Below are 15,587 nucleotides of genomic sequence, written 5' to 3' on the forward strand. Positions count from 1 at the left end.
GGGTCCGTCAGATTCCCTGACACGTCACTCGTCGCCGTCGTGCGACACGACAGGAAGAAGAGAACATGGCCACGTACACGCTCCCCGAGCTCCCTTACGACTACTCGGCTCTCGAGCCCAGCATCAGCGGCAAGATCATGGAGCTTCACCACTCCAAGCACCACCAGGCGTATGTCACGGGAGCAAACACGGCCCTCGAGCAGCTCGCCGAGGCCCGCGAGAGTGGGAACCTCGCGAACGTGAACAAGCTCGAGAAGGACCTGGCGTTCAACCTCGGCGGTCACGTCAACCACTCGATCTTCTGGACCAACCTCGCCCCGGCGGGCAACGGTGGGGGTGGCGAGCCCGAGGGCGAGCTGCGCGCCGCGATCGACGAGTTCTTCGGCGGGTTCGACAAGTTCCAGGCGCACTTCACGGCGGCGGCCACGGGAATCCAGGGATCCGGCTGGGCGGTGCTGAGCTGGGACCCGATCGGGCAGCGTCTGATCATCCAGCAGATGTTCGATCAGCAGGCGAACACCGCGATGGGCACCGTTCCGCTCTTCCAGCTCGACATGTGGGAGCACGCCTTCTACCTCGACTACCTCAACGTCAAGGCCGACTACGTGAAGGCGGCGTGGAACATCGCCAACTGGGGCAACGTCCAGGCCCGCTTTGACACGGCTCGCGAGAAGACCAAGGGCCTGCTGGTACTGTCATGATCGTCATGGTCATCCCTCAGAGATGACCTGGCTGGACGCCGTTGTCCACTGTTCGAAACCGCAACAATCGCGCACTCGCGCACGACACACTCAGGAGAATTTCCGTGGCTGTCAAGATCGGAATCAACGGCTTCGGCCGCATCGGACGCAACTTCCTCCGCGCCGCGCTGGAGCAGGGTGCGGACCTCGACATCGTGGCGGTGAACGACCTCACCGACAACAAGACGCTGGCGCACCTGCTGAAGTACGACTCCGTGGGCGGCCGCCTGGACGCCGACGTCTCGTACGACGCGGACTCCATCACCGTCAACGGCAAGGCCATCAAGGTCTTCGAAGAGCGCGACCCCGCGAACCTCCCCTGGGGTGAGCTCGGTGTCGACATCGTCATCGAGTCGACGGGGCGCTTCACCAAGGCCGTGGACGCCAAGAAGCACATCGCGGGTGGAGCGAAGAAGGTCATCATCTCGGCGCCGGGCACCGACGTCGACGGCACCTTCGTCATGGGCGTGAACGACGGCGAGTACGACTCGGCGACGATGCACGTGATCTCGAACGCGTCCTGCACCACCAACTGCCTCGCGCCGCTGGCCAAGGTGTTCAACGACAACTTCGGCATCGAGCGTGGTTTCATGATGACCGCGCACGCCTACACGGCCGACCAGAACCTGCAGGACGGCCCGCACAGCGACCTGCACCGTGCGCGCGCCGCCGCGATCAACATCGTTCCGGCGTCCACGGGTGCCGCGAAGGCGATCGGCCTTGTCCTGCCGGAGCTCAACGGCAAGCTGAGCGGATCGTCCTACCGCGTGCCCGTTCCCACCGGATCGATCGTCGACCTCACGATCATCACCCCCACGGAGGGACTGACCGCCGAGACGATCAACGCGGCCTACAAGAAGGCGGCTGAGGAGGGCGAGCTCGTCGGGTACCTCAAGTACAACGACGACGCCATCGTCTCCAGCGACATCCAGCTCGACCCGCACTCGTCGGTCTTCGACGCCGGGCAGACCAACGTCAGCGGCAACCTCGTCAAGGTCTCGTCGTGGTACGACAACGAGTGGGGCTACTCGAACCGCCTCGTCGACCTCACCGAGCTCGTCGCCGAGAAGCTCTGAGGTAGCTCCATGGCGCTGCGCACCCTCGATTCCCTGGGTTCGCTGGCCGGAAAGCGCGTCATCGTCCGTGTTGACTTCAACGTCCCCCTGAAGGACGGCGTCATCACGGACGATGGGCGTGTCCGGGCGGCTCTTCCGACCCTGAACCACCTCATCAACCAGGGCGCGCGCGTCATCGCGTGCTCGCATCTGGGTCGGCCCGACGGCGCTCCCGACGCCCGGTACAGCCTCGAACCCGTCGCTCAACGGCTCTCTGAACTCCTCGGAAAGCCGGTCGCCTTCGCCCGTGACACCGTCGGTCCGTCCGCGCGTGACGCCGTCGGCGCCCTCGAAGACGGCGACATCGCGGTGATCGAGAACCTCCGATTCAACGCCGGTGAGACGGCGAAGGACGAGGCCACGCGTCACGCCTTCGCTCAGGAGCTCGCCCAGCTCGGCGACGTTCTGGTCTCGGACGGCTTCGGCGTGGTGCACCGCAAGCAGGCGTCGGTGTACGACCTCGCGGAGCTCCTGCCGTCGGCGGCGGGCTACCTGATCGAGAAGGAGGTCGACGTGCTCGACCGCCTGACCGAGAAGCCGGAACGTCCCTACGCCGTGGTGCTCGGTGGATCGAAGGTGAGTGACAAGCTCGGCGTGATCGAGCACTTGTTGCCGCGCGCAGACAAGATCCTCGTGGGCGGGGGGATGCTCTTCACCTTCCTCGCCGCGCAGGGGCACAAGGTCGGCAAGAGCCTCCTCGAGACCGATCAGATCGACACGGTCAAGGGCTACATCGCCACGGCGAAGGAGAAGGGCGTCGAGCTCGTCCTCCCCGTCGACGCCGTGATGGCCTCCTCCTTCTCTGCCGATGCAGATCATGTGGTCGCCGATGCCGATGCCCTGGAGGACACCCCGTTCGGCGCCGAGGGGATGGGCCTGGACGTCGGCCCGCGGACGGCGGAGATCTTCGCCGATGCCATTCGCACCTCCCGCACGGTGTTCTGGAACGGTCCCATGGGAGTGTTCGAGATGCCCGCGTTCGCGGCGGGCACGAAGACGGTGGCCGCAGCGCTGACCGAGGTCGACGGACTGTCCGTCGTCGGTGGCGGCGACTCGGCCGCGGCCGTTCGCCAGCTGGGATTCGCTGATGACCGTTTCGGACACATCTCGACGGGCGGGGGCGCGAGCCTCGAGTTCCTCGAAGGCAAGAAGCTCCCCGGATTGGAGATCCTCGGATGGCAGTGACCCGCAAGCCGCTCATCGCCGGCAACTGGAAGATGAACCTCGACCACCTCCAGGCGGTCGCCTTCGTCCAGAAGCTGCATTGGACGCTGAAAGACGCCAAGCATGAGGACGAATCGGTCGAGGTGGCGATCTTCCCGCCCTTCACCGACATCCGCACCGTGCAGACGCTGCTCGACGCGGACAAGATCCCGTTCGCGCTCGGTGCGCAGGACCTGTCGTCCCAGGACGCGGGAGCGTACACGGGTGAGATCTCAGGCGCGTTCTTGAAGAAGCTCGACTGCTCGTACGTCATCATCGGACACTCCGAGCGCCGTGAGTACCACCACGAGACCGACGCCGCGGTCGCCGCGAAGGTGCAAGCCGCGCTGCGGCACGGCCTCGTTCCGGTCATCTGCGTCGGAGAGACGCTGGAGCAGCGTGAGGAGTCCGGGCCCACGGCCGTCTCGGTCGCGCAGCTGCGGGCGGCCCTCGATGGCGTGCCCGCCGATGCCGACGTCGTTGTGGCCTATGAGCCCGTGTGGGCGATCGGCACCGGCCAGGTCGCCTCGCCCGAGCAGGCGCAGGAGGTCTGTGTCGCCCTGCGCGCCGTCCTCGCCGATGCGCTCGGCGCCGAGGCCGCTGAGCGCACGCGTGTGCTCTATGGCGGGTCGGTGAAGTCGGGCAACATCGCGAGCTTCATGCGCGAACCCGACGTTGACGGTGCCCTCGTGGGTGGCGCGAGCCTGCTCGCCGACGAGTTCGCGGCGATCATCCGCTATCAGAAGCACGTCGGCGTCTGACGCACGGCCCCGCAAGACCCCGGCTGGCGCGACGCCGTCTCGTGTCGCGCCAGCCGGTATACTCAACCCTTGTGCGCCCGGTTTGGTCGGCGCCGCGAAAGGCTTCATCGACTGTGGATATCATCGCGCTCGTGCTGCAGGTGCTGCTGGGCATCACCAGCCTCCTTCTCACGCTCCTGATCCTGCTGCACAAGGGACGGGGTGGCGGCCTCTCCGACATGTTCGGTGGAGGCATGAGCTCGGCGCTCGGATCCTCGGGTCTGGCCGAACGTAACCTCAACCGATTCACGATCGTGCTCGCGCTGGTGTGGTTCGTCACCATCGTGGCGCTCGGGCTCATCACGAAGTTCCAGGGGATCTGATGGCAACGGGAGGAAATGCGATTCGCGGAACCCGCGTCGGTGCGGGTCCCATGGGAGAGCAGGATCACGGACATCACGCCGACCGTGTCGCCGTGTCGTACTGGGACGCGCTGGGCAACGAGACCGTTCGCTATTTCGCTGCCGGGATCACCGAAGAGGAGATCCCCGACGTCATCGACTCGCCTCACTCCGGGCTTCCGGCCGGTCGCGACAAGGAGAATCCTCCCGCGCTGGCAAAGACCGAGCCCTACAAGACGCATCTCGCCTACGTCAAGGAACGTCGCACCGAGGAAGAAGCCGAAGCCCTGCTCGGTGACGCGCTTCAGCAGTTGCGCGAGCGTCGCGGCCAGGACTGACCCGACTCTCCGATCCCACTCCCGTCCGGTTCGGACGAGGAGTCGCGGGGTCCGACGTGCGACAGGCGCTCCCCGGAATCAGAAGTCGCGGTCGATGAGCTCGGCCGGCACTTGCTTGGCGGCGTCCTCGTCGACGAAGAGGACCGTGCGCTTCACGCCTTTGGCACCCGCCGCCGGAACGCTGTCGTAGCTCGCGCCGGCCAACGCCAGTCCGAGGGCCGCTGCTTTGTCGTCTCCCGACAACACCATCCACACGCATCGGGCCGAGTTGAGGACCGGGCGGGTGAGTGTCAGTCGGTCCGCCGGCGGCTTGGGGGCCTCACGGACCGGGAGGACCGTTCGATCGGTGACCTGGATCTCTCCGCGATCCGGGAACAATGACGCGATGTGCCCGTCCGACCCGACCCCGAGGAAGCAGATGTAGAAGCGTGGCCACTCCTGTCCATCGTCGGCGTATCGAGCCAGCTCGTCGGCATAGGACAGGGCGGCATCGTCGAGGGAGATCCCGTCATCAGGAGAGGCCATGGCGTGAACGTTCTCCGACGGCACCTCGATGCGGTCCAGGAGCGCATGACGGGCTCCCCGCTCGTTGCGGTCCGGGTCGGACCGCGGGACGAACCGCTCATCGCCCCACCAGAAATGCACCCGCGTCCAATCGACGTGCGTGCGACGCGGGTCGGCGCCGGCGGCGCTGAGCACCTCGGTGCCGATGGCTCCGCCGGTCAGAGCGATGTGCGTGGTCTTTCCGGCCTCGGAACGCTTGATCAGACGATCGAGGAATCGGCGGGCCACCGCGGCGGCCAGCGAGGGCGCGTCGGGACTGATCACGACGCGCTTCTCGGTGCCGAACTCTGCCATCGCCGCTCCTACTTCGTCGCCTGCGGCGGGCCGAGCAGTTCCCACCCCGTCGTGATCACTCGACCATACAGGAGGTCCGGATCGAGCCGGCGCAGCTCCTCTGCGAGGCACTCACGGAGCGTGCGTCGGGGGAGGACGATGTCGTGCTCGGGTTGTCCGGGCTGGGTCAGAGTGGCATCGACCGGATTGCTCCGCTCGAGGACGATGTCGCCGGAAGGTCGCGTCAGACGCACCCGCTGAATGCCGTGCGGCCATTCGTCCTGCGGGGCGTAGCGCCAGTCCACGGGCACATCGAGCTTGAGGCGGAGCCAGGCGGCGAGAAGTCCCGTGGACGGCGAGGTGCCGCTCCCGACGATCTCCACCGCGGTGACGGGTTCGTACGGCGGCTGATCGAGAACAGCGGCGAGTTGCTCACGCCAGTGGGTGAGACGCGTCCATGCGAGATCGGTGTCGCCCGGCTCATGACACGTGCCGAGGGAGGCGAGGCGGTCGTTCGTGTACGGCGCGGTCGCCGCATCGGTGATCCGGCGCTGCGCCATCCGTCCGATCGGCGACTGGCTCGGAACGGCCGGCGGATTGTCGGGCCACCAGGCCACGACGGGAGCGTCGGGAAGGAGGAGTCCCGTGACGAGGCTCTCCTCGTTACTGGCGGCATCCCCCGACGCCCGCAGGACGACGACCTCGCTCGCACCGGCGTCACCGCCCACGCGGATCTGAGCGTCGAGCTTCGAGGGACCGTCGGGCGCCGTCATCAGCACGATCACGCGCATCGGGTGCTCGCGCGAGGCGTCGTTGGCGGCCTCGATCGCTTCCTCTTCCAGCCCGTGGGTGGTCACGATCACCAGGGTGAGGACACGGCCGAGGGCCACCGCGCCGCCCTCCTCGCGAACACTCACGAGCGACTTCGCGATCGTGGAAACGGTGGTGTCGGGCAGATCGACGATCATGGGCGCCTCCAAACGCGGCCGTCGCGGGCAAGGAGTTCGTCGGCGGACGAGGGACCCCAAGATCCGGGGGAGTACTGCTCCAACGGCTCGGACAGCCCGGCCCAGTACTCCTCGACGGGGTCGAGGATGCGCCAGGAGAGCTCCACCTCTTCATGACGGGGGAACAGCGGCGGATCGCCGAGGAGGACATCGAGGATGAGTCGTTCGTACGCCTCGGGGCTCGACTCGGTGAAGGCGTGCCCGTAGCCGAAGTCCATCGTGACGTCGCGCACTTCGGTGGCGGCTCCGGGCACCTTCGATCCGAACCTGATGGTGACACCCTCGTCGGGCTGGACGCGGATGACGAGGGCGTTCTGGCCGAGCTCGGTGGTCTGGTTGCGGAGGAAGAGGTGCTGCGGTGCGCGCTTGAAGACGACGGCGATCTCCGTCACCCGTCGTCCTAGACGCTTTCCGGTGCGGAGGTAGAACGGCACACCGGACCAGCGTCGCGTCGCGATCTCGAGCTTGATGGCGGCGTAGGTCTCCGTCGTGGACTGCGGGTTCATGCCGTCTTCGTCCAGGAAGCCGGTCACCTGCTCGCCGCCCTGCCAACCGCCCGCGTACTGACCGCGCGCCGTGGCGAGCGACAAGTCATCGGGGAGCCGCACTGCCGCCAGAACCTTCTCCTTCTCGGCGCGGAGATCTTTCGCGTCGAGCGAGATCGGCTCCTCCATCGCGGTGAGGGCGAGCAGCTGCAGGAGGTGGTTCTGGATCACGTCGCGGGCGGCGCCGATGCCGTCGTAGTACCCGGCGCGGCCGCCGACGCCGATGTCCTCGGCCATCGTGATCTGCACGTGGTCGACGTAGTTCGCGTTCCAGATCGGCTCGTAGAGCTCGTTCGCGAAGCGCAGCGCGAGGATGTTCTGCACCGTCTCTTTGCCGAGATAGTGGTCGATCCGGAAGATCGAGTCGGCGGGGAAGGCGACTTCCAGCGCCGCGTTGAGATCGCGGGCCGTCTGCAGATCGCTTCCGAACGGCTTCTCGATCACGACCCGGCGCCACGCGTCAGCGCCGTTCTTGTCGTCGACGAGGCCCGAATCCTTCAGCTGCTTGGCGACGACGGGGAAGTCACGCGGGGGGATGGAGAGATAGAAGGCGTGGTTCCCCATCGTGCCGCGGTCGCGGTCGAGGGCCTCCACCGTCTCCCGCAGACGGCGGAAGGCCTCGGCGTCGCCGAACTCTCCGGAGACGAACCTGATGCCCTGCAGAAGCTGCTTCCACGTCTCTTCGCGGAACGGGGTCCGGGCGTGCTGACGCACGGCGTCGTAGACGACCTGGGCGAAGTCCTGGTCCTCCCAGTCGCGACGTGCGAAGCCGACGAGAGCGAACCCCGGGGGGAGGAGCCCCCGGTTCGCGAGGTCATAGACGGCGGGCATGAGCTTCTTGCGCGACAGGTCTCCTGTCACGCCGAAGATGACGAGCGCGCTCGGGCCGGCGATGCGGTTGAGTCGGCGGTCATCGGGGTCGCGCAGCGGATTGTGGCCGCGCGAGATCTCGGCATTCATCGGGGATTGTGCTCCTACTGGGCCGCTTCGAACAGCGAGAGGACCTGGGTCTGGGGATCGGTGAGGGTGAGGGTGACCACGGGGCGTCCGAGTGCGGTGAGCACCTGGGCGTCACCGGCAGCCTGTGCGCGGATCAGCTCGCCGAACGTGAAAGGACGCCCGGGGATTTCGAGATCGACGTCGGTCGACTCGAGAATCTGCACGAAGACGCCTTCGGCGGGGCCGCCCTTGTGGAACTGTCCCGTCGAATGGAGGAACCGCGGACCCCAGCCGAACGTCGTCGGCCGGCCGCTGTCGGCGGCGACGAGCTCCCGCCAGCCGGCGAGCTGCGGCAGGGATGTGCGATCGACGTAGGCCTGGAGCGAGACGTATCCCGTGGGGGACAGCCGCTCCCACAGGTCGCGCAGGACCCCGGCGAGCGTTCCCGATGCCGCGAGCGAGGGCTCGGACACACGCACCTCGATCCCACCCTCGACGAAGGCCGGTTCGGTGACCGCCGGACGCTCGGCCAGCAGCCCGCGGGCCGCGGTCTTGGCCGCCTCGACGTCGGGCTGGTCGAACGGATTGATCTCCAGGAGGAACCCCGCGATCGCGGTGGCGTACTCCCACACCACGAACTGGGCCCCGAGCGACCCGCTGATCACGATCTCGTCCGGGTGCTGCTCCAGGATCTGGAAGTGGACGGCGTCGTCGACGATCCGGAGGATCTGCATGTCCGCCGGGGTCTGGTCGACCTCGGGCGACAACGGCGCCAGAACCACGGGCAGAATTCCTGTTCCCTGTTTGCCGGTCGACTCGGCCACCAACTGCTCCACCCAGTCAGGAAGGCCCACGATGTGCGTGCCGTCGCTGACGAGACCGAGCTTGTCGCGGCGATGTGTGCCGTCCACGCCCGCGATGGCCGCCGCGAGCACGAGCGCCGGATTGCGCGCGTCGTCGATCGCCACTTCGAGGAGGGTGGCCTCCGCTTCGTCGAGCAGCTCGCCGATGTCGGCACCCGCCAGGCCGGCCGGAACCAGTCCGAACGCCGTGAGGGCCGAATAGCGGCCACCGACGGTAGGGTCCGCGGCGAAGATGTGGTACCCGGCCTCCCGCGCGAGCTCCTCCAGAGGAGACCCCGGATCGGTGACCACCACGGTGCGCTCTGCCGGGTCGATCCCGAGGTCGCGCCATGCGGCCTCGAAGGCCCGCAATGCAGAGTCGGTCTCCACTGTGGAGCCGGACTTGGAGGCGACCACGAGCGCGGTGGCGGCGAGGTCGCCGCGCGCATCACCGTCGATCGCCGCGAGCACCTGGCTGGGGGAGGTGGAGTCGAGCACGACCAAGGGAACCCCCGCCGTCTGAGTGATCACCTCCGGCGCCAGGGACGACCCGCCCATGCCCGCCAGCACGATCCGACTGATCCCGAGGGCGCCCAGCCGCACGCGCAGGGCCTCGATCTCAGCGACCAGAGGCCGCGACACCGACACCGCCTGCACCCAGCCGAGGCGTCGCGCGGCTTCCTCAGCGGCCGCCGAGCCCCACAGGTCCGCGTCCGCCGCTGTTATCCTGCTCGCGACGAGCTCATCGATCAGTCGGGGGACGGTCGCGTCGACCACGTGTGCCACGCGGCCGGAGACATGGATCTCGAAGCTCAAGAGGCGCTCTCGGTCGACGCGGCCAGAGCCGTGCGCACCGTGTTCTGGAGGTCGTGCCACGAGACGATGAACTTCTCGACACCTTCGTCCTCGAGCACCTGGGTGACGTCGGCGAAGTCCACACCGACCCCTGCGAGGTTGTCGAAGACCTCGTGCGCGCCGGCGTAGGCACCGGTGATCGTGTCGCCGGCGATCACACCGTGATCGAAGGTCGCCTCGAGGGTCTTCTCGGGCATCGTGTTCACGGTTCCCGGTGCGACGAGCTCCGTCACGTAGAGGGTGTCGGGGAGCGAGGGGTCCTTCACTCCCGTCGATGCCCACAGCGGACGCTGAACGTTCGCCCCGGCGGCCACGAGCTCCTGAGCGCGGTCCTGAGCGAACTTCTCCTCGTAGAGCTCGTAGGCCAGACGGGCGTTGGCGATTCCCGCCAGGCCCTTGAGAGCGAGAGCCTCATCGGTGCCGATCGCGGCGAGGCGCTTGTCGACCTCGGTGTCCACGCGGGAGACGAAGAACGACGCCACGGAGTGGATGCCGGACAGGTCGGTACCCGCGGCGCGGGCTCCCTCGAGTCCGGCCAGGTACGCCTCGATGACCTCTGCGTAGCGCTCGAGCGAGAAGATCAGGGTGACGTTGACCGAGATCCCTGCGGCGATCACCTCGGTGATGGCGGGAAGGCCGGCCTTGGTCGCGGGGATCTTGATGAGGGCGTTCTCGCGGTCGACGGTCGCCCACAGCTTCTTGGCCTCGGCGACGGTGGCTTCCGTGTCGTGCGCCAGATCGGGGGAGACCTCGATGGAGACACGACCGTCGACGCCGCCGGTCTGGTCGTAGACGGGGCGGAAGATGTCGGCGGCGGCGCGGACATCGTCGGTGGTCAGGGCGAAGATCGCCGCGTCGGCGTCGGCCCCCTCGGCGGCGAGGGCCTCGAGAGCGGACTGGTAGGAGTCGTCCGAAGAGTTGCCGATGGCGGCCTGGAAGATCGACGGGTTCGTCGTCACCCCCGAGACGGTGCGGCTGGAGATCAGCTCGGCGAGGTTCCCGGAGGTGATCCGGGAGCGCGAGAGATCGTCGAGCCAGATGCTGACTCCTGCTTCGGACAGCTGCTGCGTGGGGGTGGTCATGCGTTCTCCTTGACAGTTGCGCGGGCCGCTTCCACGACCGCATCGGCGGTGACGCCGAACTTCTCGAACAGGGTCTTGTAGTCGGCGGAGGCACCGAAGTGGTCGATGCCGACCGAGCGTCCGGCGTCGCCGACGATGCTGCGCCACAGGGGGGTCGCGCCCGCCTCGACCGACACTCGGGCGCGGACATCGGCGGGAAGGACGCTCTCGCGGTAGGCCGCGTCCTGCTCCGCGAACCACTCGAGCGAGGGAGCGGAGACGACGCGGGCCCGCACGCCCTCGGCCGCGAGCGTCTCGCGAGCCGCAACGGCGAGCTGCACTTCGGAGCCGGTCGCGATGAGGATCACATCCGGCTGGCCGCCGTCGGCGTCGACGAGGACGTACGCACCGCGTGCGACGCCGTCCGTCGTGGCGAATCCGTCCTCACCGCGGGGGAACACCGGGATGTTCTGACGGGTGAGCGCGAGGCCGACGGGCCCGTCCTGACGCCGCACGATCTCCGCCCACGCGGCCGAGGTCTCGTTGGCATCGGCGGGGCGCACGACGGTGAAGTTGGGAATCAGGCGCAGCGTGGCCAACTGTTCGATCGGCTGGTGCGTGGGACCGTCCTCGCCCAGGGCGACGGAGTCGTGCGTCCACACGAAGATCGAGGGGATGTTCATCAGGGCCGCCAGACGGACGGCGGGGCGCATGTAGTCGCTGAAGATCAGGAACGTGCCGCCGAAGGGACGAGTCGGCCCGTGCAGCTTGATGCCGTTGACGATGGCGCCCATCGCGTGCTCGCGGATGCCGAAGTGGAGGACACGCCCGTACGGATCGCCCGACCACTCGTGCGTCGACCACTCCGCCGGGATGAAGCTCTTGGCGTCCTTGATCGTGGTGAGGTTGGACTCCGCGAGGTCGGCCGACCCGCCCCACAGCTCGGGCAGCTGCGCCGCGAGTGCGTTGATGACCTGGCCGGAAGCTGCTCGGGTGGACACGTCCTTGCCGGCCTCGAACGACGGGGTGGAGAGGTCTGCGGGCAGTTCGCCGGCCTCGAGGCGGTCCAGGAGCGCCTTGCGGTCGGGGTGGGCCGAGGCCCACGCGTCGAAGGACTCCTGCCACGCGGTGCGCTGCGCGGCGGCCCGGTCGGCGAGAGCGCGGGTGTGGGAGATCACGTCATCGGCGACCACGAAGCTCTCGGCGGGGTCGAAGCCGAGCACCTCCTTGGTCGCGGCCAGTTCGTCGGCACCGAGCGCGGAGCCGTGGATCTTGCCGGTGTTCTGCTTCCCCGGCGAGGGCCAGCCGATGATCGTCTTGAGGATGATCAGCGAGGGCTTGTCGGTCTCGCCCTTCGCGGCCTCGATGGCGGCGAAGAGGGCTGGGACATCCTCGACGTACTCGCCGGTCTGCTTCCAGTCGACCGTCTGCACGTGCCAGCCGTAGGCCTCGTAGCGCTTCTGGACGTCCTCGGTGAAGGCGACGTTCGTGTCGTCCTCGATCGAGATCTGGTTGGAGTCGTAGATCGCGATGAGGTTGCCCAGCTGCTGGTGCCCGGCGAGCGAGCCGGCCTCGGCGGTGACGCCTTCCTGCAGGTCGCCGTCGCCTGCGATGACGTAGACGAAGTGGTCGAAGGGGCTCGTCCCGGCGGGCGCCTCGGGGTCGAACAGGCCGCGCTCGTATCGGGCCGCGTAGGCGAAGCCGACGGCCGAGGCGAGACCCTGGCCCAGGGGACCGGTCGTGATCTCGACACCCTTGGTGTGCCCGTACTCGGGGTGACCCGGGGTGAGGGATCCCCAGGTGCGCAGCGACTTGAGGTCGTCGAGCTCGAGACCGAAGCCGCCGAGGTAGAGCTGCACGTACTGGGTCAGCGACGAGTGGCCTGCCGACAGGATGAAACGGTCACGCCCGAGCCAGTCGGTGTCGCGGGGGTCGTGACGGAGCACCCGCTGGTAGAGGAGATAGGCGGCGGGGGCCAGGCTCATCGCCGTGCCGGGATGGCCGTTGCCCACCTTCTCGACGGCGTCTGCCGCCAGGATGCGCGCCGTGTCCACCGCGCGCCGATCGATCTCATCCCATACCAGCTCTGACACCTGGTCGCCTTTCGTGAGGATGCGCCGGCAGCGGCCACGACCGCGATCGATTCCGAGCATCTCGGTCTCGACGGGGAGTGGGCGGCACACGGGCGCGCGTAGGCTTCCAGCATATCGAAGCGGCATGCCCCGAGGTTCAGCCGTTACGGCGGAGAACCTCCCCCGAGAGGCGGGTGACCGGCCCCTTCTCTCGGAGGGAGGCAGGGCCCGCTCCGGGGAACCGATGCCATAGACTGTGCGGGACTTTTCCAACACCGGCGGGGGCGATGGACATCACGACGACGCACGGCGTCCGGCAATCCGAGGGGCGCCGCTCGACGGGTCGGACCGTGCGCGCGTACGTACAGCTCACCAAGCCCCGGGTGCTCGAGCTTCTGCTCGTGACGACCGTTCCGGTCATGATCCTGGCCCAGAACGGCCTCCCCGATCTCTGGCTCGTTCTGGCCACCGTCATCGGCGGATCGTTGAGCGCGGGTTCGGCGGCCGCGTTCAACATGTACCTGGACCGCGACATCGATGCGCACATGCAGCGCACCGAGAACCGTCCCCTCGTCACCGGCGAGGTGTCCCCGCGTGGAGCCCTGGTCTTCGCATGGACGTTGGCGATCGCCTCCACGGCATGGCTGCTGCTGGCGACGAACTGGCTCGCGGCCGCGCTCAGCGCCTTCGCGATCTTCTTCTATGTCGTCGTGTACACCATCATCCTCAAGCGCCGCACGGAGCAGAACATCGTGTGGGGCGGGATCGCCGGATGCTTCCCGGTGCTGATCGGTTGGTCCGCCGTCACCGGCTCGCTCAGCTGGACGCCATTCATTCTGTTCCTGCTCGTGTTCCTGTGGACGCCCCCGCACTACTGGCCGCTGTCGATGAAGTACAAGGGCGATTACGCAGATGTCGACGTCCCCATGCTGGGCGCGACGCGCGGCGGCACCCAGGTGGGCCTCCAAGTGATCCTGTACGCCTGGGCCACGGTCGCCTCTTCGCTGCTGCTCATCCCGGTCGCGCCCATGGGGATCGTCTACACGGTCTCGGCGCTGGTGTTCGGCGGCTGGTTCATCGTCGAGTCGCATGTGCTCTACAACCGCGCGGTGCGGGGCGAGCAGGCGCGCCCCATGAGGGTGTTCCACGCCTCCATCACCTACCTGACGCTGTTGTTCGTGGCGATCGCGATCGATCCGCTGCTTCCCTTCTGAACCGCGACCCTCGCGTCGGGGGTGGCACCGTCAGCGCAGGGCGCGATGTACCCGGTCGGCGAACGGCGCGAGGGGCCGATACGTCGCCGAGAGCGCGATCACGGCTCGTCCCGTGTCGGGGCAGAGGGACAGGTGCGCCTGGGATCCCCACGTGCCGCCGTCGTGGTGGGCGATCGCGTGCTCGCCTCGTCGGTCCAAGAACCAGCAGTACCCGATCTCGAAACCACTGGACAGCTCGGCTCGCGAGCGGAGTGCGGCGTCGATCCCCCTGACGACGTCTTCTGGTCCGTCGCCGAGCGCCGCGTCGACGAGGCGACGCAGGTCCGCCAGGTCGGAGGCCAGCATCCCGGCCGCCGGCATGTGGTCTCGGAGGTAGGGCATCGGGCGCCCGCGGCGATTGCTTCCGACCTCGACGCGGCCCGCGGGATCGGCCGGTCGGTCGATACCCGTGCGGTCCATGCCGAGCGGTGCCAGCAGCCGCTCTCTGACGAGGCGCTCGTACGATCCGGAGCCCGTGGCGGCGGCGAGCGCGTCGCCGAGGAGGCCGACCCCCAGGCTGGAGTAGGAGAAGGTGCGACGCGGCCGTGCTCGCCTGATGCACTCCTCGCGCTGAGCGGCGAAAGTGGTGGCGTCGATGTCTCGCCACGGGTCCCGTCTGCTGAGACCCCATGCGACGGCGGCTTCTCGCCATTGCAGGCGTGGCAGGGTGTTCGGCAGCCCTGTGTGATGTGTCGCCGCGTCGACCAGGTGCGGCGGCGAGCCCGGGGCATCGCGCCACGGAAGCGCCTGACCGAGCGCATCGTCGATGGGGCTGTGGGGATCCACCTCGCCGGCCCGTGCGAGCACGCCCAGCAGCACTCCGGTGACCGCCTTGGTCACCGATCCGATCTCGTATCTACGGTTCTCAGCACCGGCGGGATGGCCCGCGGCCTCCCACGTGCCGTCGCTATGACGCACGGCGATGGCGACTGCGGCCGGGGAGTCACCCGCCAGAGCGATCGTCTCGGTCGGGAGGTCTCGGAAAGGGATGGAACGGGACACGGCGGCCTCACGGGTCGGAACGGTCAGGAGTCGATCTCCATCCTTCGGGCGATGCCGAGGCACCGCCTCCGTCCCGCGGAGGAGCCGGGTCCTCCTCCGGGACCGATCCGAGCTCAGCGAGGTGCGTCGGCCGTCGCCGGTTCCTTCTTCGCTGCGTCGTATCCGAGGTCGGCGTCGTAGCCGAGCTCCTCGGTCTCGACGCGTGGCTTCGGCTCGTCGGCATCGGACCAGGCGCCGGTGTCGCCGGCGATGTCGTCGTCGGTCGCGGCAGGTTCCGCGGCTGTGGGCTCAGGGGTCAGCGAGCGGAGCGCGCCGAGTGTGAGCGCCAGGGCCAGGCCCACCAAACCCGCACCGATCAGCACCGTGCCCAGGACGGCCCAGATCTGCCCGACGTAGACGTCGTTCGTCGTCGCGGTGCCGTCGGTGAGGCGGGCGTCCATTCCCCCGAGCCGGTCGAGGAGCAGATAGGCTCCGCTTCCCGCCGCGGCGAGGGAACCGACGATCAGGATCCAGAACGGAACGCTGCGCGTGAGACGGGGTGTGCGGGACATGAGGGCTCCTCGGGCGGGCTCGGGGGAGAAGTCGCCGGCTGACGACCTCCGCCACTGTGCTCGCCCGACCCGAGGGGAGCCGATGG

15 protein-coding genes are annotated in these 15,587 nt (G+C 68.1%); 7 read left to right on the forward strand and 8 right to left on the reverse strand.

The window, feature by feature from the left end; translation table 11 throughout:
• Positions 1 to 65 precede the first annotated feature (65 nt).
• From AVP41_RS01240 to AVP41_RS01265, 6 genes are all read left to right on the forward strand, one after another.
• The gene (locus AVP41_RS01240; protein ID WP_067159612.1) at positions 66 to 701 is read left to right on the forward strand and encodes a superoxide dismutase; all 636 of its coding nucleotides are present in this window, start codon (positions 66 to 68) and stop codon (positions 699 to 701) included.
• A 104-nt stretch (positions 702 to 805) separates the two neighbouring features.
• Positions 806 to 1,816: a type I glyceraldehyde-3-phosphate dehydrogenase gene (gene gap / locus AVP41_RS01245; RefSeq protein ID WP_067159615.1), complete on the forward strand. Its 1,011-nt coding sequence runs from the start codon at positions 806 to 808 to the stop codon at positions 1,814 to 1,816.
• A gap of 9 nt (positions 1,817 to 1,825) precedes the next feature.
• Positions 1,826 to 3,040: a phosphoglycerate kinase gene (locus tag AVP41_RS01250; RefSeq protein ID WP_067159618.1), complete on the forward strand. Its 1,215-nt coding sequence runs from the start codon at positions 1,826 to 1,828 to the stop codon at positions 3,038 to 3,040.
• Positions 3,031 to 3,819, forward strand: a complete 789-nt coding sequence (gene tpiA, locus AVP41_RS01255) for a triose-phosphate isomerase (protein WP_067159622.1) — start codon at positions 3,031 to 3,033, stop codon at positions 3,817 to 3,819. Before AVP41_RS01250 ends, tpiA begins: the two co-directional genes overlap by 10 nt.
• Before the next feature lie 113 nt (positions 3,820 to 3,932).
• Positions 3,933 to 4,181, forward strand: coding sequence for a preprotein translocase subunit SecG (gene secG / locus AVP41_RS01260; protein ID WP_067159625.1), 249 nt, complete (start codon positions 3,933 to 3,935; stop codon positions 4,179 to 4,181).
• Complete coding sequence (locus AVP41_RS01265; protein ID WP_067159628.1) at positions 4,181 to 4,537, forward strand: RNA polymerase-binding protein RbpA; 357 nt, start codon at positions 4,181 to 4,183, stop codon at positions 4,535 to 4,537. Before secG ends, AVP41_RS01265 begins: the two co-directional genes overlap by 1 nt.
• A gap of 78 nt (positions 4,538 to 4,615) precedes the next feature.
• Here the strand turns inward: AVP41_RS01265 and pgl are convergent, their stop codons facing one another.
• Genes pgl through tkt form a run of 6 tightly spaced genes read right to left on the reverse strand, consistent with a single transcriptional unit; the run spans position 4,616 to position 12,716 of the window.
• On the reverse strand, positions 4,616 to 5,395 hold the full coding sequence (pgl, locus tag AVP41_RS01270) for a 6-phosphogluconolactonase (protein ID WP_067159631.1): 780 nt from the start codon (positions 5,393 to 5,395) through the stop codon (positions 4,616 to 4,618).
• Positions 5,396 to 5,403: 8 nt separating this feature from the next.
• On the reverse strand, positions 5,404 to 6,342 hold the full coding sequence (locus AVP41_RS01275; RefSeq protein WP_067159634.1) for a glucose-6-phosphate dehydrogenase assembly protein OpcA: 939 nt from the start codon (positions 6,340 to 6,342) through the stop codon (positions 5,404 to 5,406).
• A complete protein-coding gene (gene zwf / locus AVP41_RS01280; RefSeq protein ID WP_067159637.1) occupies positions 6,339 to 7,886 on the reverse strand; it encodes a glucose-6-phosphate dehydrogenase in 1,548 nt (515 codons plus the stop codon). Before zwf ends, AVP41_RS01275 begins: the two co-directional genes overlap by 4 nt.
• A gap of 14 nt (positions 7,887 to 7,900) precedes the next feature.
• Complete coding sequence (locus AVP41_RS01285) at positions 7,901 to 9,523, reverse strand: glucose-6-phosphate isomerase (protein WP_067159640.1); 1,623 nt, start codon at positions 9,521 to 9,523, stop codon at positions 7,901 to 7,903.
• A complete protein-coding gene (gene tal / locus AVP41_RS01290; RefSeq protein ID WP_067159642.1) occupies positions 9,520 to 10,644 on the reverse strand; it encodes a transaldolase in 1,125 nt (374 codons plus the stop codon). The genes AVP41_RS01285 and tal overlap by 4 nt, the downstream gene beginning before the upstream one ends.
• Positions 10,641 to 12,716, reverse strand: coding sequence for a transketolase (gene tkt, locus AVP41_RS01295; protein WP_067162676.1), 2,076 nt, complete (start codon positions 12,714 to 12,716; stop codon positions 10,641 to 10,643). The genes tal and tkt overlap by 4 nt, the downstream gene beginning before the upstream one ends.
• Before the next feature lie 266 nt (positions 12,717 to 12,982).
• Here tkt and AVP41_RS01300 point away from each other — a divergent pair, with 266 nt between their 5' ends.
• Complete coding sequence (locus tag AVP41_RS01300; protein ID WP_067159645.1) at positions 12,983 to 13,909, forward strand: heme o synthase; 927 nt, start codon at positions 12,983 to 12,985, stop codon at positions 13,907 to 13,909.
• A 30-nt stretch (positions 13,910 to 13,939) separates the two neighbouring features.
• Here the strand turns inward: AVP41_RS01300 and AVP41_RS01305 are convergent, their stop codons facing one another.
• Positions 13,940 to 14,950 (reverse strand): serine hydrolase domain-containing protein, encoded by a 1,011-nt coding sequence (locus AVP41_RS01305; protein WP_197464235.1) that lies wholly within the window; start codon positions 14,948 to 14,950, stop codon positions 13,940 to 13,942.
• A 113-nt stretch (positions 14,951 to 15,063) separates the two neighbouring features.
• Positions 15,064 to 15,501 (reverse strand): hypothetical protein, encoded by a 438-nt coding sequence (locus AVP41_RS01310; RefSeq protein ID WP_067159651.1) that lies wholly within the window; start codon positions 15,499 to 15,501, stop codon positions 15,064 to 15,066.
• Between the last annotated feature and the right edge of the window lie 86 nt (positions 15,502 to 15,587).

This window comes from Microbacterium sp. TNHR37B (assembly GCF_001620065.1).
Classification (GTDB): Bacteria; Actinomycetota; Actinomycetes; order Actinomycetales; family Microbacteriaceae; genus Microbacterium.